General features: G+C 58.4%; 16 protein-coding genes and 1 tRNA gene. 9 read left to right on the top strand and 8 right to left on the bottom strand.

Annotated features, from left to right (window positions below):
• Positions 1-29 precede the first annotated feature (29 nt).
• Both rpsA and polA read right to left on the bottom strand, forming a co-directional pair.
• Positions 30-1,493 carry a 30S ribosomal protein S1 gene (gene rpsA, locus HMPREF2787_RS06985; protein ID WP_070858872.1) on the bottom strand — a complete coding sequence of 488 codons (1,464 nt, stop codon included), beginning with the start codon at positions 1,491-1,493 and terminating at the stop codon, positions 30-32.
• A gap of 282 nt (positions 1,494-1,775) precedes the next feature.
• The gene (gene polA, locus HMPREF2787_RS06990) at positions 1,776-4,421 is read right to left on the bottom strand and encodes a DNA polymerase I (protein ID WP_070858873.1); all 2,646 of its coding nucleotides are present in this window, start codon (positions 4,419-4,421) and stop codon (positions 1,776-1,778) included.
• A gap of 446 nt (positions 4,422-4,867) precedes the next feature.
• On the opposite strand from polA, the gene HMPREF2787_RS06995 reads away from it, so the two are divergent.
• The 3 genes from HMPREF2787_RS06995 to HMPREF2787_RS07005 all read left to right on the top strand — a co-directional run bounded on the left by HMPREF2787_RS06995 (position 4,868) and on the right by HMPREF2787_RS07005 (position 6,726).
• Positions 4,868-5,458 carry a TetR/AcrR family transcriptional regulator gene (locus HMPREF2787_RS06995; protein ID WP_049170343.1) on the top strand — a complete coding sequence of 197 codons (591 nt, stop codon included), beginning with the start codon at positions 4,868-4,870 and terminating at the stop codon, positions 5,456-5,458.
• 166 nt (positions 5,459-5,624) lie between these two features.
• Positions 5,625-6,602: a DUF368 domain-containing protein gene (locus HMPREF2787_RS07000; protein WP_070858874.1), complete on the top strand. Its 978-nt coding sequence runs from the start codon at positions 5,625-5,627 to the stop codon at positions 6,600-6,602.
• A 50-nt stretch (positions 6,603-6,652) separates the two neighbouring features.
• Positions 6,653-6,726 (top strand) — tRNA-Leu (locus HMPREF2787_RS07005).
• Positions 6,727-7,442: 716 nt separating this feature from the next.
• Here the strand turns inward: HMPREF2787_RS07005 and HMPREF2787_RS07010 are convergent.
• Complete coding sequence (locus HMPREF2787_RS07010; RefSeq protein ID WP_083326671.1) at positions 7,443-8,141, bottom strand: Ltp family lipoprotein; 699 nt, start codon at positions 8,139-8,141, stop codon at positions 7,443-7,445.
• Positions 8,142-8,586: 445 nt separating this feature from the next.
• Here HMPREF2787_RS07010 and HMPREF2787_RS07015 point away from each other — a divergent pair, with 445 nt between their 5' ends.
• The 4 genes from HMPREF2787_RS07015 to ehuA all read left to right on the top strand — a co-directional run bounded on the left by HMPREF2787_RS07015 (position 8,587) and on the right by ehuA (position 12,693).
• Complete coding sequence (locus HMPREF2787_RS07015) at positions 8,587-9,906, top strand: NAD(P)-dependent malic enzyme (protein WP_070858875.1); 1,320 nt, start codon at positions 8,587-8,589, stop codon at positions 9,904-9,906.
• A 138-nt stretch (positions 9,907-10,044) separates the two neighbouring features.
• Positions 10,045-10,938, top strand: a complete 894-nt coding sequence (locus HMPREF2787_RS07020; RefSeq protein WP_070858876.1) for an ABC transporter substrate-binding protein — start codon at positions 10,045-10,047, stop codon at positions 10,936-10,938.
• 63 nt (positions 10,939-11,001) lie between these two features.
• Positions 11,002-11,919, top strand: a complete 918-nt coding sequence (locus HMPREF2787_RS07025; protein WP_371441145.1) for an amino acid ABC transporter permease — start codon at positions 11,002-11,004, stop codon at positions 11,917-11,919.
• Positions 11,920-12,693, top strand: a complete 774-nt coding sequence (gene ehuA, locus HMPREF2787_RS07030) for an ectoine/hydroxyectoine ABC transporter ATP-binding protein EhuA (protein WP_070858878.1) — start codon at positions 11,920-11,922, stop codon at positions 12,691-12,693.
• 51 nt (positions 12,694-12,744) lie between these two features.
• Here ehuA and HMPREF2787_RS07035 read toward each other — a convergent pair whose 3' ends face one another.
• The 3 genes from HMPREF2787_RS07035 to HMPREF2787_RS07045 all read right to left on the bottom strand — a co-directional run bounded on the left by HMPREF2787_RS07035 (position 12,745) and on the right by HMPREF2787_RS07045 (position 15,585).
• Entirely contained in the window at positions 12,745-13,506 is a 762-nt protein-coding gene (locus HMPREF2787_RS07035; protein ID WP_070858879.1) for a sulfite exporter TauE/SafE family protein, read from the bottom strand.
• Between the two features lie 96 nt (positions 13,507-13,602).
• A complete protein-coding gene (gene gdhA, locus HMPREF2787_RS07040) occupies positions 13,603-14,946 on the bottom strand; it encodes an NADP-specific glutamate dehydrogenase (protein ID WP_070858880.1) in 1,344 nt (447 codons plus the stop codon).
• Between the two features lie 255 nt (positions 14,947-15,201).
• Positions 15,202-15,585 carry a hypothetical protein gene (locus HMPREF2787_RS07045; RefSeq protein ID WP_038625702.1) on the bottom strand — a complete coding sequence of 128 codons (384 nt, stop codon included), beginning with the start codon at positions 15,583-15,585 and terminating at the stop codon, positions 15,202-15,204.
• A gap of 111 nt (positions 15,586-15,696) precedes the next feature.
• Between HMPREF2787_RS07045 and HMPREF2787_RS07050 the strand changes: the two genes are divergently transcribed.
• Complete coding sequence (locus HMPREF2787_RS07050) at positions 15,697-17,046, top strand: DUF4921 family protein (protein ID WP_038625704.1); 1,350 nt, start codon at positions 15,697-15,699, stop codon at positions 17,044-17,046.
• 46 nt (positions 17,047-17,092) lie between these two features.
• Positions 17,093-18,370: an amidohydrolase gene (locus HMPREF2787_RS07055; RefSeq protein WP_049182096.1), complete on the top strand. Its 1,278-nt coding sequence runs from the start codon at positions 17,093-17,095 to the stop codon at positions 18,368-18,370.
• A gap of 123 nt (positions 18,371-18,493) precedes the next feature.
• On the opposite strand, the gene pyk is transcribed toward HMPREF2787_RS07055, so the two are convergent.
• Both pyk and lgt read right to left on the bottom strand, forming a co-directional pair.
• Complete coding sequence (gene pyk, locus HMPREF2787_RS07060; RefSeq protein WP_070858881.1) at positions 18,494-19,909, bottom strand: pyruvate kinase; 1,416 nt, start codon at positions 19,907-19,909, stop codon at positions 18,494-18,496.
• Positions 19,910-19,942: 33 nt separating this feature from the next.
• Positions 19,943-20,866, bottom strand: coding sequence for a prolipoprotein diacylglyceryl transferase (gene lgt / locus HMPREF2787_RS07065; RefSeq protein WP_070858882.1), 924 nt, complete (start codon positions 20,864-20,866; stop codon positions 19,943-19,945).
• Positions 20,867-20,873: the final 7 nt, after the last annotated feature.

A 20,873-nucleotide genomic window follows, 5' to 3' on the forward strand; every position in this document is an offset into this window, starting at 1 on the left:
AGGGACGTGTAAGCCCTTAGCGGTCTAGCTTAGTTGCCAGCCAGCTTCTCGCGCAGAGCAGCGAGCTGCTCGTCGGAAGCCAGGGTGCCGCCTGCATTGTCTGCAGCCGGTGCGGCCGGAGCAGCCGGAGCTGCCTCGCCGGACTCGGAGGAGTAGTTCGAAGCGGTCTCTGCAGCCTCGGCAGCTGCAGCGCGGTGACGCTCGATCTGGGCAGCGTGCAGCTGGTGGTGACGCTCTGCCTCTGCGTAGCGAGCCTCCCACTCTGCGCGCTGGGTCTCGAAGCCCTCCATCCACTCGTTGGTCTCCGGGTCGAAGCCCTCCGGGAAGATGTAGTTGCCCTGCTCGTCGTAGGAGTCGCCCATGCCGTACTTGGTCGGGTCGAACTCTTCGGTGAAGTCCTCGTCAGCCTGCTTGAGGGACAGGGAGATACGACGACGCTCGAGGTCGATGTCGATGACCTTGACCATGACCTGCTCGTCGACGGAGACAATCTGGTCCGGAACATCGATGTGGCGGGAAGCCAGCTCGGAGATGTGAACCAGGCCCTCGATGCCCTCCTCGACGCGGACGAACGCACCGAACGGAACCAGCTTGGTGACCTTGCCCGGAACAATCTGGCCGATTGCGTGAGTGCGGGCGAAGACGCGCCACGGATCTTCCTGAGTAGCCTTCAGGGACAGGGAAACGCGCTCGCGGTTCAGGTCGACCTCGAGAACCTCGACGGTGACCTCGTCGCCAACCTGGACAACCCCGGACGGGTGGTCGATGTGCTTCCAGGACAGCTCGGAAACGTGAACCAGGCCGTCAACACCGCCGAGATCGACGAATGCGCCGAAGTTGACGATGGAGGAAACGACACCCTTGCGGACCTGGCCCTTCTGCAGCTGATGCAGGAACTCAGAGCGGACCTCAGACTGGGTCTGCTCGAGCCATGCACGGCGGGACAGAACGACGTTGTTGCGGTTCTTATCGAGCTCGATGATCTTGGCCTCGATCTCCTGGCCGATGTACGGCTGGAGGTCGCGGACACGACGCATCTCGACGAGGGAAGCCGGCAGGAAGCCGCGCAGGCCGATGTCGAGGATCAGGCCGCCCTTGACGACCTCGATGACGGTACCGGTAACCGGCTCGTCGTTCTCCTTGAGCTGCTCGATGGTGCCCCAAGCACGCTCGTACTGAGCGCGCTTCTTGGACAGGATGAGGCGGCCTTCCTTGTCTTCCTTGGTCAGGACCAGCGCGTCGATCTCATCGCCAACTTCGACCACTTCGTCAGGGTCGACATCGTGCTTGATGGACAGTTCGCGGGAAGGAATGACACCTTCAGTCTTGTAGCCGATGTCGAGAAGAACCTCGTCGCGGTCAACCTTAACGACGGTGCCCTCAACGATGTCACCATCGTTGAAGTACTTCATCGTCGAGTCGACAGCGGCCAGGAAATCCTCAGCGGTGCCAATGTCGTTGATGGCAACCTGAGGGACGTTAGAAGTGGACATATAAGATGTGCTCCGAAGCGGATAGAAATCGAAAAACGGACAATTTCGGCCTTGCCCCTCAAAGAAACCCCTGGACAACCGGGCCAAATCCGCTTTCGGCGAATCTCACCATTGGCAATTAGTTAACCCGATGTCCATGAAGCTCGAGGCTGCAAAGTCGGCACGCTAATGCATACCTAGCGAACAATACCGATTTGAGCTGCGACATTCAAGTCCGCAACACATCCACGGCAAGCCCGCGACAAGTCCACCTACCAGCACTACGGCCCGACCTTCGCACCACTAATGCGCAGCAGTATCCCAATTCACACCAGCACCGATCGAAACATCCAACGGCACCAACAATTCAGCTGCCGAGTCCATCTCGCGATGCAACAGCTCCTTGATGGCTCCCTCTTCCCCATCTGCAACTTCCACAACCAGTTCGTCATGAACCTGCAGGAGGACACGGGAGCGCAGCCCACCCCGTCGTAAAGCATCGTCGACCCGGAGCATCGCAATCTTAATAATGTCTGCTGCCGACCCCTGGATCGGCGAGTTCAATGCCGCACGTTCCGCGTTATCGCGAGCGATGCGGTTGTCGGCGTTGAGTTCCGGCAGGTAGCGACGCCGATCGAACATCGTGGCCGTAAAGCCGTCCTTACGCGCCTGCTCAACAACCTTGTGCAGATAATCGCGCACGCCACCGAAGCGCTCGAAGTAGTCCTCCATGAGCTTCTTCGCCTCGCGCTGCGGAATGTCGAGCTGCTGCGCCAGACCAAAAGCACTCAGACCATAAGCCAGACCGTAACTCATCGCCTTCACACGACGACGCAGCTCGGGCGTAACCTCATCGATGCCGACACCGAAAACCTTCGAACCAACGTAGTTGTGCAGGTCCTCGCCCTGTCGGTAGGCCTCAATCAGCCCCGGATCCTGCGACAGGTGCGCCATCACGCGCATCTCAATCTGCGAGTAGTCCGCGGTGATCAGCTGCTCATAGCCATCGCCGACCACGAACGCCTCACGAATCCGTCGCCCGAACTCCGTGCGCACCGGGATGTTCTGCAGATTCGGCTCCGTCGACGACAGACGCCCCGTCGCCGCGACCGTCTGATTAAAAGTCGTATGAATACGGCCATCATCAGCGACAGCCTTAATCAGCCCCTCCACGGTCGACTTCATCTTCTGCGACTCGCGAAACTTCAGCAGGTAATCCAGGAACGGATGCGGGTTGACCTTCGCCAGCCCCTCAATTTCCTTCGCCGCCGTGGAATAGCCCGTCTTCGTCTTCTTTGTCTTGGGCATTCCCAGCTGGTCAAACAGGACCTCTTGCAACTGCTTCGGCGATCCGAGATTCAGCTCAGGCTTATCGACGAGGTTGCGAGCCTCACTCTCCGCCTCATCGGTAGCCGCCTGCGCCTGCTTTCGGAGCTCCTCGAGCGCATCAACATCGACAGCGATACCGGCACGTTCCATCCGGCCCAACACTGGAGCGAGCGGGACTTCCAGGTCGGCGTACACACTGTAGAGCCCGGCCTCGTCGAGTTCGACAACCAATCGCTCAGCCAGGTCGATGACGGCGGCGACATGGGAAGCGTCTTCGGCCGGGCCATCGAGCAGGGTCATCTGGCCATCGGCCTGCGAAAGCGTCTGGCCCAGGTGACGCTGGACGACGTTGTCCAAGCTGTAGCTACGCTGACTTGGGCGCAGCAGATACGCGGCCAAGAAGGTGTCGTGGATAACCCCTGCCAGTTCGAAGCCGTAATTCCAGAGCGCATGCATGGCCGATTTAGAGTCATGCACCAGCTTCGGGTGGTCGCCAGCGAGCCACTCGCGCAGTGCGTCGGCATCTTTGGCAGATAGCTCGCCCAGGTCGAGAGAAACAGCCTGACCGGAGGTCTTGCCCTTCTCGTCGGCGGAGCCAATCATCAAGGTGCGCTCCCCGACCTGCAACGCGGCCGGCTCATGCAGTTCGCCGAGCCAGGCAGCCAAGGCGCCGTCGTCAAGCGAAACAGCCTCGAGCTTTGTCGCGCTGTCGCTGGTGGAGGCGGTGACGCCTGCGCCTTCGATGGAAAGGGTGCGGAACACGCGCTCGCGAAGGTTGTCGCCGAATTCGAGGCGGTCGAAGAAGTCGATGATTCCCTGGGCGTCGGCAGGACGGAGCTCGAGCTCGTTCGGACCGTACGGCAAGGGCAGATCCTTGACCATTTCGGTGATGTCGCGGTTCAGCTGGACGTTTGCGACGCGCTCGCGGAAGTTATCGCCGACTTTGCCGCGGATTTCGTCAGCGTGGTCGATGAGGTTTGCCAGCGTGCCGTACTGAACGATCCACTTCGTCGCGGTCTTTTCTCCGACCCCCGGAATGCCCGGGAGATTGTCGGAAGGGTCGCCGCGGAGAGCCGCGAAGTCCGGGTACTGAGTCGGTGTTAGCCCGTACTTCTTCTCAATAGCCGCAGGCGTAAAGCGATGCAGCGTGGTGACTCCGCGCATTGGATAAAGCACCGTCGTGGTGTCGTTGACCAACTGGAACGAGTCCCGGTCACCGGTGACGATGAACGTTTCGAAGCCCTCAGGCTTGGCCTGAGTAGCCAACGTCGCGATAATGTCGTCGGCCTCGTAGTTGTCCTTCTCCAGCGTGACGATGCCCATCTCTTTCAGCACCTGCTGAATGAGCGGCACCTGACCACGGAATTCCTCAGGAGTCTTCTCACGCTGGGCCTTATACTCCGGGAAGATCTCGTTGCGGAAGGTCTCGCGGGCGACATCGAAGGCAACCGCCACGTGCGTAGGCTTTTCCTCGTTGAGAATATTGGACAGCATGGAGAGGAAGCCATACACCGCATTCGTCGTCTGCCCACCGGTGGTTGAGAAGTTATCCACCGGAAGGGCAAAGAACGCGCGGAAGGCCATGGAATGACCGTCGATAAGCATGAGGGTCTTCTTCATGACATCCCAGTGTAGGAAAATATTGAACAGCGTAGGAAAACTGAGATTAGCGTTGGGGAATCGCGAGCTGCGGAGGATGAGCTGTTGGCCGGTCAGCTTAAGTGAACAATAATTACGGTAATCAGGCTGTATTTTGAAACGGGTTCAGCAGCCCCCTTAGCCCACCTAAACAGTGATTCGCAAGAGTGATCCTCCCGAGCGTCGCTTGGCACTTGGTTTCAGTTTCCGAAATGCTGTAATCCAACTTTAATATTCGCCTTATTTTCCTGGAGTTTTTCGATATTTTCCGTCGATTATTCAGCAACATGCATGGGCCCCTACCTCAAATGAGATACCTAGAAATTACCCCCTCTTTGAGGTGACCGCGAAAACATATCACCACGTCCTGCGCATGCGTCTGAAATCAATTGGCGTAGTTACGCTTTCATGGCTTTAGACTCTTCAGCATGAGTGAGTTCGATTCGACCGATTTCCAACGGAGCGCCCAGTCCACCCGCGAGCGCATTATCGCGGCTGCAGCTCGGCACTTCGCGCGCAAACCTTTGCGAAGCGTGCCGCTGAAGGAAATTGCCAGCGATGCGGGCGTTAGCGCGCCGCTCATCATCAAGTACTTCGGCTCCAAAGAAGGCCTCATGGCCGAACTGATTAACTTCAGCCAGTTCAAGGGCACACTCAGCCGAGCCCCCTTCAATGAACTTGGCCAGCGGATGGCCAGCGCTATTTTGACTGGTCAAGGAATGGCCGGACAGTCCATGATTCCGCTGATTGTCGGATCGCTCGACTCCGAAGAAACTGCAAAAGTCATCGCCGAGCGGTTCAATGAAGCTGTTGCAGATGACTTGATTCGCCGCGTCGAAGAGGACGGACCGGAAGACGTTAGCCACGATGCTGCTGTGCACCGCAGCCAGATGGCTATTTCCCTCTGCGTCGGATACCTAGTTCTGTCTGATACTGGTCTAATCGATGAGGCCAACGCGCCGAGGATTTCGGTGGAGGCCCTGGGCAGCTGCCTGCAGCAGATCATCGAACACGGCTAAGGCAGCAGGTTCACCACCCACCGCCTACTCCTGCATAACTCACTGAATTAGTAGCGCCCACCCAGGCGCTGCTTTTTATTCTGCGCTCTCAATCGCCGTCAGAAGCCGCTTATACACACGCGGATAATATGCTTCTTCTCAGTTGGAAGACATACAATGGCCTGCGATGTCTACTGAAAATATGAGCGCTCCTGGCGCAGAGTCGACCACGCTGCCGACCACGAGCCCCTACTCTGAAATCCCGAAGCCGACCCCGCTGGGCGTTATCGCCAACGCGGTGCGTGGTGGCCTTATTGGTCTCGCTGAGACGATTCCGGGCGTCTCCGGCGGTACCCTTGCGCTGATTACGGGCATCTACGGACGCCTGATTGAATCGGCAAAGCGCATCACAGACCTACCGCGGGCAATCTCGGACGGTTCCTTTAAGGAGAACCTGCGCAGGATTGACTGGTGGCTGCTCATCCCGGTGGCTATCGGCATGGTTGCTGTTGTCTTCTCGATGGCTGGCGTCATGGAGAATTTCGTCACCAATCAGCCGGTCGCTTCCCGCGCCCTGTTCATGGGCATGATCGCCGCCTCAATCACCATGCCGCTGAATGAGTTGCAACCAGGCACTCTGCGACAGCCGGGCATGCGCGGCAAGGCCATTGCTGTCTTCGTGTTCTTCAGTATCGCCCTGTTCGCGCTTACTTCCCTGCCGCAGGCCGCACCGACGCAGCCGCCTCTGTGGCTCGTACTCATCGCCGCCTCGATCGCCGTGTGCGCGCTGGTTCTGCCGGGCGTTTCCGGTTCCTTCTTCCTGTTGGTCATCGGTCTCTACGCACCGACTATGGGTGCAATTCACGACCGCGACTTCGCCTACATCGGCACTTTCTTCGTCGGCGCGCTAATCGGCATCGTCCTGTTCATCCGCCTCCTCGAATGGCTGCTGAGTACACACCAGGCACTCACGCTGGTCGCCATGTCCGGCCTCATGCTCGGTTCGCTGCGCGCTCTCTGGCCGTGGCAGACCGAAAACAACGAGCTCCAGGGCATCGGCTCCGACTGGGGACTCGCCCTCGGACTCTTCATTCTCGGCGCTGCAATTGTCAGCTGCGTCGCTTATGCGCAGCGCCGTTTTTCTAATTCGGGGTCGATGGACTAAACTAGTAAAAGTCGCTTCGACAGAGCATTTTCGCTTATCGACGGCTTTGCGCCCCTGTAGCCCAATTGGCAGAGGCAACGGATTCAAAACCCGTCCAGTGTGAGTTCGAGTCTCACCGGGGGCACGATTTTAAAATCCGCTTTCACCTGGCTTTTAGCCCGGTGGGGGCGGGTTTTTGCTTGTCTGAGTATTCACTATCTTTCACTCTTTTTCACGCACTTTCACGGGTATTTTGCACCAAAAATGAGCCAAAAGTGAGCCACGTATTACGCCCTGAGTCCTGCGTTAACTCCTGGGTGAATCTGTTTTCGGGCATAAAAAACCCCGCCACCACCGATTGAGTGAACGGGGCGTGCCATGGCGGGGACTCACACCCCGCGAATGTGGCTACTCCATGGCTTACGAGTCCGTTGATTTCAACAGGCGAGCATACGCTCTGAAAACTTCTTCATCGCCATCGGCGTACTCGGTAATCCCACTCAACAAAACTTGCCGCTGCTCTTCTGTGATGGAGACTCGAAACTCAGCGATGTCTTCTGCAAGATAGGTGGCTGCGTCTGGGTAGCGGCGCAGTGGCGCGGTTACTTTTGATTTGCCGCCGCGGTCGCCGATGCGGGCACGGTTGAAAAAACGCCACGATCTGGACCGCGCCGAAGTTTTGCTGCCGACAGTCGCTCAACTGCCAGGTCACGCCTTAAAACAGCCAAGACGGTTTCCGCTTCACCAGCAGCTGTTCAGTGTGCAGCAAATGCATCCTGGTGAAGCGGAAACCGTCCTTTTGCAGCATGCATCCAACTGGGGCTCTGGCCAATTGGCGTCATCAACAAACGAAGCCCGCTGCTACAGGTTATCCACCGCGTACTGAGCTTCCTCCGGAGTAAACTGCTCGCCGTATTCCGACGTCAGCTGCTCGTAAACCGCATCCGGGGACATTGCCATCGAATCCTGGTAGATTCTCGCCTTTTCCAGTGCGTTCTTATTCCAGTCCGCTTCGATATTGTCCATTGCATACTGGGCTGCCTCCGGTGAGAACTTCTCGCCATACTCCGAGGTCAGCTGGTCATAGATACCAGCCTTCGACATATGCATGCGATTCGCGTAAATCTCTGCCTTACGGAGAGCGTTCTTGTATTCGGTCGAGACCTTCTCATCCTGCTTTTCCTGCGTCTCCTGCTTTTGCTGTTCCCCCAAGCCAGCCTCGGGAGACTCAGCGAAATCGGCATTTTCAACAGTCCCAGAATCAGCCGCATCGGCAGTCTCCGAGCCAAAGAGAGACGCAGCTTCAGAATCGGAATCCGAGTCAGTGTCACCGCCACCAGTCAAGCTGGCCGCCACAGCTAGGACCACGACAGCGCCCACGGCGATACCACCCCATTTGAAGCAGCCACCCTTCTTCTTTTCTTTCGGAGCCGGAGGCACCTGCCCCGCTGCCGACGGGTTCTGCGGGTAGGGCTGCTGGCCGAGCGGATCCTGCGGATTCTGGGAGCCATACGGGTTCTGTGGGCTCTGCGGGTTCTGGGGAAAAGTGGAATCGGACATCGTAAGAAGCCTCCTGTGTAGAAGTTGCAATAAACGAACAGCTCTCTGTCGTCAGTTGGAACTATCCCAGGAACCCCGGATTCAGTTTTCCGCAGTCCACAAATATTTTCGATTCACGAACCATAAAATGCCACCAGCAATAAGAAGCCCCGCCCCCACCCCGACTACTAGCCCACCACAGCCCCAGCTCCCCAATCTTTAACCCCACCACACTCCCCAATTCACGCAGACTTTCCTAAAAGATTTTATTTTCACACCCCACTGTCCATATAATGAGATACCAATCCCGTATAGCAAGACTGGTTTAGTTTTTACGCACACCACTACGTATCTCATTCCAGCGATTGCTCCCGGCTTTACGCACTGCCCACCAGCAGCTCACGCCGCGGTCGAGTTTCCTCAAAGTACAAAGTACTCAGTACTCAACACGTTTTGGACTGTCATCATGCCTGCTGCGAATTCTTCTTCTAGCTCCTCCGCCCACTCTGCGAACGCGAACTCCCCTAAGACGCCGCTTCACACCGTGCCGGAAGACACCGCCCCCACTGATCCGTCCACTATCACGGATGCGGAAATCTTCGAGGCTCACCGAGGTGGCAAGCTCCGCTCCCACTCGACCATGAAGCTCGAGACGATTCGTGACCTCTCCATCGGCTACACCCCAGGTGTCGCCCGCGTCTGTGAGGCCATCCACGAAGATCCGGCCCTGGCACGCACCTACACCTGGACTGGCCAGAACGTCGCAGTAATCTCCGACGGCACTGCAGTGCTTGGCCTCGGCGACATCGGGCCCAAGGCCGCACTTCCAGTAATGGAAGGAAAAGCCCAGCTCTTCGAGCAGTTCGCTGGCATCTCCGCTGTGCCGATCGTCCTGGATACCCTCAACACGGAGGAAATCATCCAGACGGTCAAGGCGCTGGCGCCGTCGTTTGGCGGTGTAAACCTCGAAGATATCTCCGCGCCTCGCTGCTTCGAGATTGAGCAGCGTCTCGACCAAGAGCTCGACATCCCCATCTTCCACGACGACCAGCACGGCACCGCCATCGTCATCGCCGCCGGCCTAATCAACGCCTGCAAGCTGACTGGCCGCAGCTTCCAGGATCTCCGCGTGGTCATCTCCGGTGCTGGTGCCGCTGGTGTCGCTGCGACGAAGATGCTGCTGTCCGCTGGCGTGTCCGACATCGTCGTCGTCGATTCGCGCGGCATTATCCATCCGGACCGCGAGCCGCTGAGCGACATCAAGCAGTGGGTCGCCGGTATGACCAACCCGCGCGGCATCACCGGCTCCATCAACGATGCGCTTGTCGACGCTAACGTGTTCATCGGCGTTTCTGCTGGCCGTATCGGCGAGGATGCAATTAGCCAGATGGCCGCTGACCCCATTCTGTTCTCGCTGGCCAACCCAATTCCGGAAATCCCAATGGAAGTCGCGCGCAAGTACGGAGCCGTGGTGGCCACCGGTCGCTCGGACCACCCGAACCAGATTAATAATGTGCTGGCCTTCCCGGGTCTGTTCCGTGGCACGCTGGAGGCGGGTGCCAAGCGCATCACCGAAGCCATGAAGCTGGCCGCAACCCAGGCCATTGCAAGTGTTGGTGTAGAAGACCTGAGTGCCGACCGCATTATTCCGTCGGCACTGGACCCGCGCGTTATGCCGGCCGTGGCGAAGGCAGTCCGCGATGCCGCGCTGAGTGACCCGGCATCGGGAGCGGTCGGCCCGCTCGACGTCACCGGCAACGGATTTGCCGCAGCTGAAACAAACTAGTAGCCGGCACCGATTAGTTCCCCGCAAGTTGGCCCCGAAAGCCTGGAAAGAGTGGGGTTTCCCGTACCAGCCTAGGGCGCAGCTGAATAGGGGTACCGGAATTTAAGGTATTACTGCGCCTGGGTAACATATTCAGATATGAAAAGACCCATCGCATTGGCGGCTGCCACGCTGACTGCGACCTTGTTCTTAGGGCTTACAGGCTGCGTCACCAATGACGAAAGCGGTAACCCCGAGGGCTGGTCGGAGATCAAACCGGCAGCGGTCCCCGAACTGGCGAAACAGGTCCCGGCTGACCTTCGTAAGCGCGAAGTATTGCGCATCGGTACCAACCCGACATTCGCCCCGGCAGAGTTTAAGGATTCTGCCGGTTCCATCATCGGCTTCGACATTGACCTCATGCGGGCCATGGCCAGTGTCCTGGACCTGAAGCTTGAAATCCAAGAACAAGATTTCGCACTGATCTTGCCGGCTCTGTCGGCCGGCGCAGTTGATGTTGGTGCCTCCGGCTTCACCTCAAACGAGGAGCGCCGCAAGACCTACGACTTCGTCGACTACCTGGATACCGGCCTGCAGTGGGCCCGCCGCCCGGGCAGCGAAGCCAGCTCCGATAACTACTGTGGCAAAACTGTCGCCGTTCAGCGCAATACCGTCGCTGACATGGAGGATCTACCAGTAAAGAGTCAGGATTGTCTGGATCGCGGTTTGCCACCAATTAACAAGCTGGCCTACCAGGATGCTGGCACCGCCGCTACCACTGTGGTGCTGGGACGTGCTGACGCGCTCGCAGCTGACTCACCAGTCAGTGCCTACGCGGTCAACCGGTCTGAGGGCAAGCTCGAACTTGCCGGGGACATCTACGATGGTGCCCCGTTCGGCTTCGCCATTCCGAAGGATTCAGAACTCGGCCCGCTCCTACAACAGGCGCTGCAGTACCTCATTGACAACGGCCAGTACAAGCAAATCCTGACCACATGGGGTTTGGAAGACGGTGCTTTGGAACGCGCCACTATTAACGGAGAGGAACTTTAAGTGAGCGACTCATCTGCGTCTGGCGCCCGCTACGAGGCCACACAGGCGGAACTCAACGAAGAAATTAAGGCCAAACCACTGCCGCACCCGGGTCGCTGGATTACCGCAGCGATTCTGCTGGTACTCTTCCTGTGGTTCATCATCGGTGCCGCCCGCAACGAGGCCTACCACTGGGATGTCTACTTCCAGTACCTGTTTGATACACGAATTGCCGCCGCCGCAGGCTGGACCATTGCACTGACGGTCTTGGCCATGCTCATCGGTGTCGTCGGCGGTGCCATCGTCGCCGTACTCCGCATGTCGGACAACCCCGTGCTGTCCACAGTTGCTTGGTTCTACCTGTGGGTTTTCCGAGGAACTCCGGTCTACGTGCAGCTAGTCTTTTGGGGTCTCCTCGGCACTATCTACTCGACGATTGACCTGGGCGTTGCCGAGCTAGATCTCAGCACGGTCCTGTCCAATACCTTTGTGCTGGCATTCGTCGGTCTCGGCCTGAACGAGTCCGCATACATGGCGGAAATTGTCCGTGCCGGCATTCAGGCTGTCCCGGAGGGGCAGACCGAAGCGTCGAAGGCACTGGGTATGAGCTGGTGGCAGACCGTCCGCCGCACCATCTTGCCGCAGGCCATGCGCATCATCATCCCGCCAACTGGCAACGAGTTCATCTCCCTGCTGAAGACCACTTCCCTGGTCATCGCAGTGCCGTTCTCGCTGGAACTCTACGGTCGCTCCACGGACATCGCCAACGCGCTGTTCCTACCGGTGCCGATGTTGCTCGTCGCCGCCACCTGGTACTTGGTAATCACATCGATTCTGATGGTCGGCCAGTTCTACCTTGAGCGCTACTTCGCCCGCGGCGCCACACGTCAGCTCACTGCCCGCCAGCTGGCCGCGCTTGCCGACGCCGAAGGTGTGCCGCTTGCAAATGCTCGCGTTGTCGATAAGGACGAAGAGCACTTCTACCGAGAGGATCCGCAGTAAATGACTACCAAAGATTTGATGGTTGAGGCGCAAAAGGTTCGGAAGAACTTCGGCCGTCTCGAGGTCCTCAAGGGCATCGACCTGGAGGTTCCACGGGGTACGGTTACCTGCTTGATTGGCCCTTCGGGTTCCGGCAAGTCCACGTTGCTGCGCTGTATCAACCACCTGGAGAAGGTCAATGCCGGACGTCTCTACGTCGACGGTTCCCTGATTGGCTACCGCGAGAAAAATGGCAGCCTCTACGAGATCTCTGCGGCAGAAGCTGCACGTCAGCGTCGCGATATCGGTATGGTGTTCCAGAACTTCAACCTGTTCCCGCACCGCACGGTGCTGGGAAATATCACCGAGGCACCAGTGCTAGTAAAGGGTGTCCCCCCCGAACAGGCTGAAAAGCGTGCCATGGAGCTTCTGGAAACTGTCGGTCTGGCACACAAGGCCGATGCTTACCCGGTCCAGCTCTCGGGCGGCCAGCAGCAGCGTGTTGCCATTGCTCGCGCACTGGCCATGGAGCCGAAGCTAATGCTCTTCGATGAGCCGACTTCCGCTCTTGACCCGGAGCTCGTCGGTGAGGTTCTCAATGTCATGCGTGGTCTGGCCGATAAGGGCATGACCATGGTCGTGGTGACGCACGAGATGGGCTTTGCCCGCGAAGTCGCCGACCAGGTCGTATTCATGGCTGACGGCGTGGTCGTGGAAAAGGGCACCCCAGATGAGGTGCTGGGCAATCCGCAGCACGAGCGCACCCGCAACTTCCTGTCATCGCTGCTGAAGTAACAGCTACTGGAGTAACTGCTGCTGAAGTAACAGCTACTGGAGTAGTAGCTGCTACGCGCCAAAAGTTGCGGAGATTCCGCGAAGCATAGTGACTGCCGCGCCGGTAGTCGCCAGAATGACCGCGAGCTTTCGGGCTTGCACAATGGGCACTCGCCGAGAAACGCGAGTGCCCAAAAATATACCCACCACCATGGCAGCCAGACACAGCGGCCAGAGTATAACCGGCGTGGTGGAGAAGACGGAGACGTCAGCGCTGATTTCCTTGAACAGCAAGGACAATGCGCCGGAGACAAAGAAAAGCGGCTGCAAGGTGGCCGCAAACGTCTGCGCTGGCCAACGAGAGGCCTGCGCGTAAACGGTAATGGCCGGGCCCGCGATGCCGGCCAAGGTATTCATAAAGCCGCCGGCAACGCCAGAGGCAACGCCGTACTGTGGGCCGTCAACACGCATGCGCTGAGGCATAAAGGATGTCACCAGCAGCGCAAGCAGCACTAGCCCACCGACCAGAACCTGGAGTGGCCCGCTGGGCGTGTTGTGAACCACCCAGGCGCCTGGCAGCGCCCCAAAAGCCATCACCGGACCAATTAGCCAGAACTTCTTCCAGTCGACGTTTTCTCGCACCGAGATAGTCTGCATGACCGCATTGACGGTGGCGAGCACGTTGATAATCAAAATACCTGCTACTGGGCCTGCAATCAGTGAGAGGACTGGCCCTCCCAGCAGACCGAGTCCCATGCCAGCTACTCGCTGCATCAGTGCCCCGATGAAAATCGTTGCCACGATAAAGACAAAAGCCCACACTGATAACTCCATGGGAGGGAGTTTACAGCGTGGGCTTTTTGGCTACTCCACGGGCGGGGTCTCCGGGAACCCGTCGTAAAGCGGAGACGTTAGCGGACTCGATGCGAACTAGATGACGCCCTGAGCCAGCATTGCGTTAGCGACCTTCTTAAAACCTGCGATATTGGCACCGAGCACGTAGTTACCCTCGTGATCGTACTCAGCTGCGGTGGTCTCGCAGTTTTTAAAGATGTTGGTCATGATGCGCTTCAGGCGCTCATCGGTGTAGGAGAAGGACCAGGAATCGCGGGTCGCGTTCTGCTGCATCTCCAGAGCGGAGGTAGCAACACCGCCAGCGTTAGCAGCCTTGCCCGGTGCGAAGTGGACACCGTTAGACTTGAAGATCTCAATGGCCTCCGGGGTGGACGGCATATTTGCGCCCTCTGCGACGAAACGGCAGCCGTTTTCGACCAGCAGCTTAGCGGACTCACCGTTGAGCTCGTTCTGAGTTGCACACGGCAGTGCGACGTCGGCCTTGAGCTCCCAGATGTTACCATCCTCGTGGAACTCTGCGCCCTCAGCCTCGGCCACGTACTCGGAGACGCGAGCACGACGAACTTCCTTGATTTCCTTCAGCAGCTCAACGTCGACACCGTTCGGAGTGGAGACATAGCCGGAGGAATCGGAGAAACCGACGACCGTAGCGCCGAGCTCCTGAGCCTTCCTGATGGCGTAGATGGCGACGTTACCGGAACCGGAAACGATGACCTTGGCACCATTGATGTCAGCACCGTTGGCCTTCATCATCTCTTCAGTGAAGTAGACACAGCCGTAACCGGTGGCCTCGGTGCGGACCAGGGAACCGCCCCAGGTCAGGCCCTTACCGGTGAGGACACCGGACTCGTGCTGGTTGGCCATACGGCGGTACTGACCGAACAGGTAGCCGATCTCGCGGCCGCCGACGCCGATGTCACCGGCCGGGACATCACGGTACTCGCCGATGTGGCGGTGCAGCTCAGTCATGAACGACTGGCAAAAGCGCATGATCTCCAGCTCAGACTTGCCCTTCGGATCAAAGTCGGAGCCGCCCTTACCGCCGCCGATTGGCAGGCCGGTCAGGGAGTTCTTGAAAATCTGCTCGAAGCCCAGGAACTTGATGATGCCGAGGTTCACACTCGGGTGGAAGCGCAGACCGCCCTTGTACGGGCCCAGCACAGAGTTGAACTGAACGCGGAAGCCACGGTTGACCTGAACCTGGCCCTGGTCATCGACCCACGGCACGCGGAAAATGATCTGGCGCTCCGGCTCACACAGACGCTGAACCAAGCCGTAGTCACCGTAGTGTGGATCCTTTTCCAGGACGACCTTCAGGGACTCCAGAACTTCTGCCACTGCCTGGTGGAACTCCGGCTCACCGGCGTTTCGGGTGAGAATCTGGTCGTAGAGTCCCGAAACCTTCTGCTCGATATTCAAAATAAACCTCTCTGCGAAACCATTATGGCGCCCACGAAGAACAAACCGTCAGCGGTTGTAGACCACTTCCCGGTTGCCGTAACTCGGTGGCACAGGTCGTGTGCACAAGGACTGGGCAACTGTAGATATTGAAGCGAACATAATTATACAACGGCATATTGCTGGGAAAACTCGTAGCGTTTCGCGCTACACCCGCTGGCCAAGCCAAGCACCGGCTTCGTGGAGGCCTCCGCTTTTCACGAATTAGGTAGGAAATTACCTAAATACGGCAACATTCCAGGGATACGTCGCAACAGATTCGAGTAATTCGTCGAACTCACGCAGCACCGGATCCGGGGGCAATTCTGCACGCGGAGTCAGTAGCTCCGAGAGGTCCATAGCGAGTTCATTGAGAGAACCACCGTGCTGATCGAAGCTCAAGAGATAACGGAATACCTTCCTCTCTCCAAGCGGCTCCTTCGGGTTCTCGCGCTCCCACTGCTCCACCAACTGCGCGTCAGTGTCCGCCGACGCCACCGACACAGCCACATCACTAACTCGCCCGGCGCGGTCAAACTCACTCAACTTAGTACGAAATGCCTCGGCCAGCGCCTCCGATTCGGTCGGCTTCACCAGGCAGTGAAAAACAATCTTCGACATAACTTCACAGGCTAAGCCACGCGAGACGGCCAGACAATAACTAACCGTCGTCAAGCTCCTATCCCCCTACGTTGACGCGCCGACCGCCAGCAAAGACGTAGTGTTGAACCTATGCAGGCTTTCAGCAATCCTCTCATCACGCTTGCCGACGGCACGGTGAAGCAAGTCAATCCTTTTTCCGGCACCCAGGTGTGGACAGTCCCCGGTCGTGGCAATCGGCCGCTGGGAATTAAGCACACGGATCCGCAGCCACTGAGCGAGGAGGATTTTGGTTCCCGCGATTCCTTCGGCTGGAACAATCTGCTGCAAACCCCACCAGAGAAGGCCCGCGTTGTCCTCGATGACTCAGTATTCGGCGGTTACACCACAGTGACCGGAGTACTGCCTGACCAGCTCTTCGACACCACTGCGGAATTCCGCCGCGTGCCCAACCTGTTCGAAATCGTCTCGTATGACTACTGGGCGGACAACTACGGATTCGAGCCCGACCGCGAGACTCAGCAGCGTATGGAGGCCTACCTCGACGACCCGATGGGCCGCGAGCATGTGCTCAACATCATTCGCACGCGCTACCGCGCCGCTGGACGCAGCGAAGAGGAAATCAGCTCGCTTTCCGACGAGGAGTTGCTGCGCCGAGCCCCGAGCTATTTCGCCGGTGGCCACGATGTAATCGTTGCCCGTCGTCACTTTGTGGACGGCGCTACTCACGATAACCAGCTGGCTTCTTCTGGCACGTTGAGCGTTGCCGAGCACCGCGCACTCATTGCGTTTACCGTCGAGTCGATTGCTGACCTGTACCGACGGAACCGCTACGTGCGTTATGTGGCCGCTTTCCAAAACTGGCTGAAGCCGGCAGGCGCGAGCTTCGATCACTTGCACAAGCAGCTTGTGGCCATCGATGAGCACGGCGAGCAGCTCAAGCGCGAAGTGCAAGCGGTGCGCAAGAACCCGAATATCTACAACGAATTCGCAGTGGACTATGCTGCCCGCCACAATCTGATCATCGCGGAAAATGAGCATGCAGTGGCTTTTGCCGGATTCGGACACCGCTACCCCACGCTGGAGATTTTCTCGAAGTCGGACATCTGCGAACCGTGGCTGCAAACCCGCGCTGAAATCGACGCCATGTCGGATCTGATTCACGCCTGTCATGCCGCTGCCGGCCCCACCATTCCATGCAATGAGGAATGGCATCACCGTCCTGTCGATTTGGATGCCCGCATGCCATGGCGGGTGATGATTAAGTGGCGCACCTCGAACTTGGCCGGCTTTGAAGGTGGCACCAAGATTTATCTGAACACCATCTCCCCATGGGATCTGCGCGACCGCGTCGTACCAGAGATGTACCGTCTACGGGAGACCGGGAAGATCTCGGACAGCATTCACATTGCGACCGAGTGCCAGTGCCTGCCGAATTCCCTGAAGTACAACCCGCTTGTCGAGGACGGAACGCGACTGTAGGCCTCTGGGCAGAAAATAGAGAAAGAAGTAAGGAGTCTTAATCCAGGTGAGCAACAATGAAGCACGACTGAGCCGCATTCGCGACCTCATCGCCACCCATCGAGTGCCGTTGGACAGGCAGTGGGAAATCTACCGCTACCTGCACCAGCACCCGGAGCTGTCTCAAGCAGAGGAGAAAACTGCTGCTTATCTGGCCGGTGCTCTTCGCGACATGGGCACTTACACAGTGCATGAGGGAATCGGCGGCCACGGCCTCGTTGGTGTCATGGAAAATGGCCCCGGCCCCACTGTGCTGTTCCGCGCTGATATCGATGCGCTTCCAGTTTTCGAGGAAACAGGTGTGGACTTCGCTTCCTCAGCCACCGGTACCGCCCGCGATGGTTCCGCCACCGCCGTCATGCACGCCTGCGGCCATGATATGCACATGACGGCTGGTCTTGGCCTGGCTAGCCTGATGGCAGCGACTAAGTCTGAGTGGTCGGGTACTTTCATTGCCTTGTTCCAGCCCGCCGAGGAACTGGCCTGCGGTGCACAGGCCATGATTGACGACGGCCTGGCAGACCTCATCCCCACCCCAGATGTGTGCTTCGGCCAGCACATTGTTCCCGGCCCCGCAGGTCAGGTAATGACCATGCCCGGCCCGGCACTTGCTGGCTGTGACACCATCAGCATCACGCTGACCGGTCGCTCCGCGCATGGATCTATGCCACACAACGCCATTGACCCGACGTACTTGGCCGCCGCGATCGTTCTGCGCTTGCAAGGAATTGTGGGGCGCGAGATTCCTCCCCACGAGTTTGGTGTTTTGTCCGTCGGCACGCTGCAGTCTGGCAATTCGAATAACACAATCCCAGGTCAGGCCAAGATTGTGCTGAACATTCGCTACTACTCCAACGAGGTACGCGCCAAGCTCATTGCGGGCATTGAGCGCGTTGTTCGTGGCGAGTGCCTGGCTTCCGGTACTGAGGTTGAACCTGTGATTGACTACTCGGATCACGGCGAAGTCACTGACAATGATTCGGACGCGTTTGCCACGATTCGCCCGGTCTTGGACGCTGTTCTCGGCGAAGACTCCACCGATGCCGTGCCGTGGACGGCGTCGGAGGACTTCTCAGACCTTCCCCGTGGCCTGAACTGCCCGTATGTCTACTGGACAGTTGGCGCCACACCTCGGGATACGTGGGAAGCCGCCGTTGCTGCCGACCGCGTGGTCGAAGACGTACCATCGAACCACATGCCGACCTTCCTGCCAGACTTCAAGCCAACGGCTACCTCCGCGACTTCTGCCGCCGCTGCCGCCGTGCTGTCCTACCTGGCAAAGTAAAGGTTGTTTGTCGGCCACTTGCCACCGCGCACAGGGACAAAAAGACAGCCCAGGTTGAAAGGCTCTAGCAAAAAGCCGGTAAGCCCCAAAAGGGCTTACCGGCTTTTCAAATGTGCCAAAGAGCTAGCGTGCGTCCTCGCCAATAACGTGGACGTGAATCATGTTGGTATTGCCCTCATTTCCTGGAGGGGTACCAGCAACAACGACCAGCGTGTCACCAGCGTTGTAGTTTTCCATGGCCAAGAGCTGCTCATCGATGACCTGCATGATCTCATCCGTGCTGTTAACCTCGCGCACCAAGAAGGTCTCCGCGCCCCACGTCAGCGCAAGCTGCGAACGAACCTGCTGATTCGGAGTGAATACCAGCAGCGGCAGGCGAGAGTGCAAGCGTGCCACACGGCGAGCGGTATCACCCGAGGTGGTGAAAGCAACCATAGCGCGGGCATTCAAGCGCTCACCAATATCGCGAGCTGCGTAGGAAATAACACCACGCTTAGTGCGCGGCATGTGAGTCAGCGCAGGAACTTCCCCCTCGCGCTCAGCGGCGGTAACGATGCGAGCCATGGTCTTCACCGTGGCCTGCGGGTACTTACCAATTGAGGTCTCACCCGAAAGCATCACGGCATCTGCACCATCGAGCACAGCGTTGGCCACGTCGGAGGCCTCCGCACGAGTCGGGCGCGAATTCGAAATCATGGAGTCGAGCATCTGGGTGGCCACGATGACCGGCTTGGCGTTCTCGCGGGCAATCTGAATAGCGCGCTTCTGAACCAGCGGAACATCTTCCAGCGGCACCTCAACACCGAGGTCGCCACGAGCAACCATCACGGCATCGAAGGCCAGGATAATCGCCTCAAGAGACTCGACTGCCTCTGGCTTCTCCAGCTTGGCGATAATCGGGACACGACGGCCAACCTCATCCATGACCGCATGGACCAGTTCGACGTCGGAAGGCGAACGGACGAAGGACAGCGCAATGAAGTCGACCCCCAGCTTCAGAGCGAAGCGCAGGTCAGCGATATCCTTCTCCGACAGAGCCGGCACCGAGATGTTCATCCCCGGCAGGGAAACACCCTTGTTGTTAGAGACCGGACCGCCCTCGATGACACGGCACACCACATCATTGCCATCTACCTCGATGCACTCCAGGCCCACCTTACCGTCGTCGACAAGCAGGCGATCGCCCGGACGGGCATCATCAGCGAGGTTCTTGTACGTGGTGGAGACGCGGTCGTGCGTGCCTTCGACATCGTCGACGGTGATGCGCACAATCTCGCCGTCAGCCCAATACGTCGAGCCTTCCTTAAAGCGACCGAGGCGAATCTTTGGCCCCTGTAAATCGGCGAGAATACCAACCGCACGTCCCGTAGCATCGGATGCTTCACGCACCCAGTGGTAGTTCTGAGCGTGGTCCTCATGCTCACCGTGAGAGAAATTCAGACGGGCAACATCCATGCCGGCGTTGACCAGCCCGGTAATCCCCTCCAGCGAAGCAACTGCTGGACCGAGGGTACATACAATCTTCGTTCGTCTAAGCACGGCCTCCAGCCTAGTCCCTTAACGGGCTATGCGTCAGTTGGAAACACTGTGAGCTTCAGCAGCCTCGCACTCTCCCCTGACTTCAGCTGCGGTTTCACGGCTCTTGGTCCGTAGAATCCACAAAGCAATTACAGCGCAGAAAAAGACCACGAGCGACGTGATGCTATTAATACGCACACCAAATACCAGCGTTGCGTCATCGACGCGCATGAGTTCAATGAAGAAACGGCCCAAAGTGTAGGCCGCGACATAGAGCGCAAAGACTCGTCCTCCGCCCATCCTGAACTTTCTGTCCACCCAGACAATGACCAGACAGGCAAGGACGTTCCACACCATCTCGTAGAGGAACGTCGGATGCACCACGGCCAGCACTTCGCCTGTCGACGTTCCGGTGACAGGGGCAACCCGGCCAAACTCATCAACTCGTTGGTAAATCTCCAGACCCCACGGAAGCGACGTTGGGCCACCGTAGAGTTCCTGGTTGAACCAGTTGCCCAGACGTCCAATGGCCTGGCCAAGGATAATTGCAGGTGCGGCCGCGTCAAGAACTGGCGCAAACGGCACCTTCCGCCACTTAGCAACCGCCCACGCGGCCAGCACTCCCAGAGCCACAGCTCCCCAAATGCCGAGACCACCATTGGTGATTTTCAGTGCATCGGCGGGATTGGCACCGGGGCCAAAGTACTTCTCCCAATCGGTGGCGACGTGATAGAGACGGCCGCCGATAATGCCAGCGGGAATCACCGCAATGGCAATGTCGAGAACCAACTCCGGGTCTCCGCCCCTTGCCGCGTAACGGCGCTGCATCCAGTAAATACCGATTAGTACGCCCACCAAGATGGAAATCGCGTAACCACGCAGTGGTAGCGGCCCTAACTGCCACACCCCCTGCGACGGAGAAGGAATGTTGGCAAGATACGTCGTTGCAGTTTCGGCGAGAACTAGGGTGGAACTCATAAATGCG

This window comes from Corynebacterium sp. HMSC061H03, from assembly GCF_001838215.1.
In the GTDB taxonomy this organism is placed as follows: Bacteria; Actinomycetota; Actinomycetes; order Mycobacteriales; family Mycobacteriaceae; genus Corynebacterium; species Corynebacterium jeikeium_D.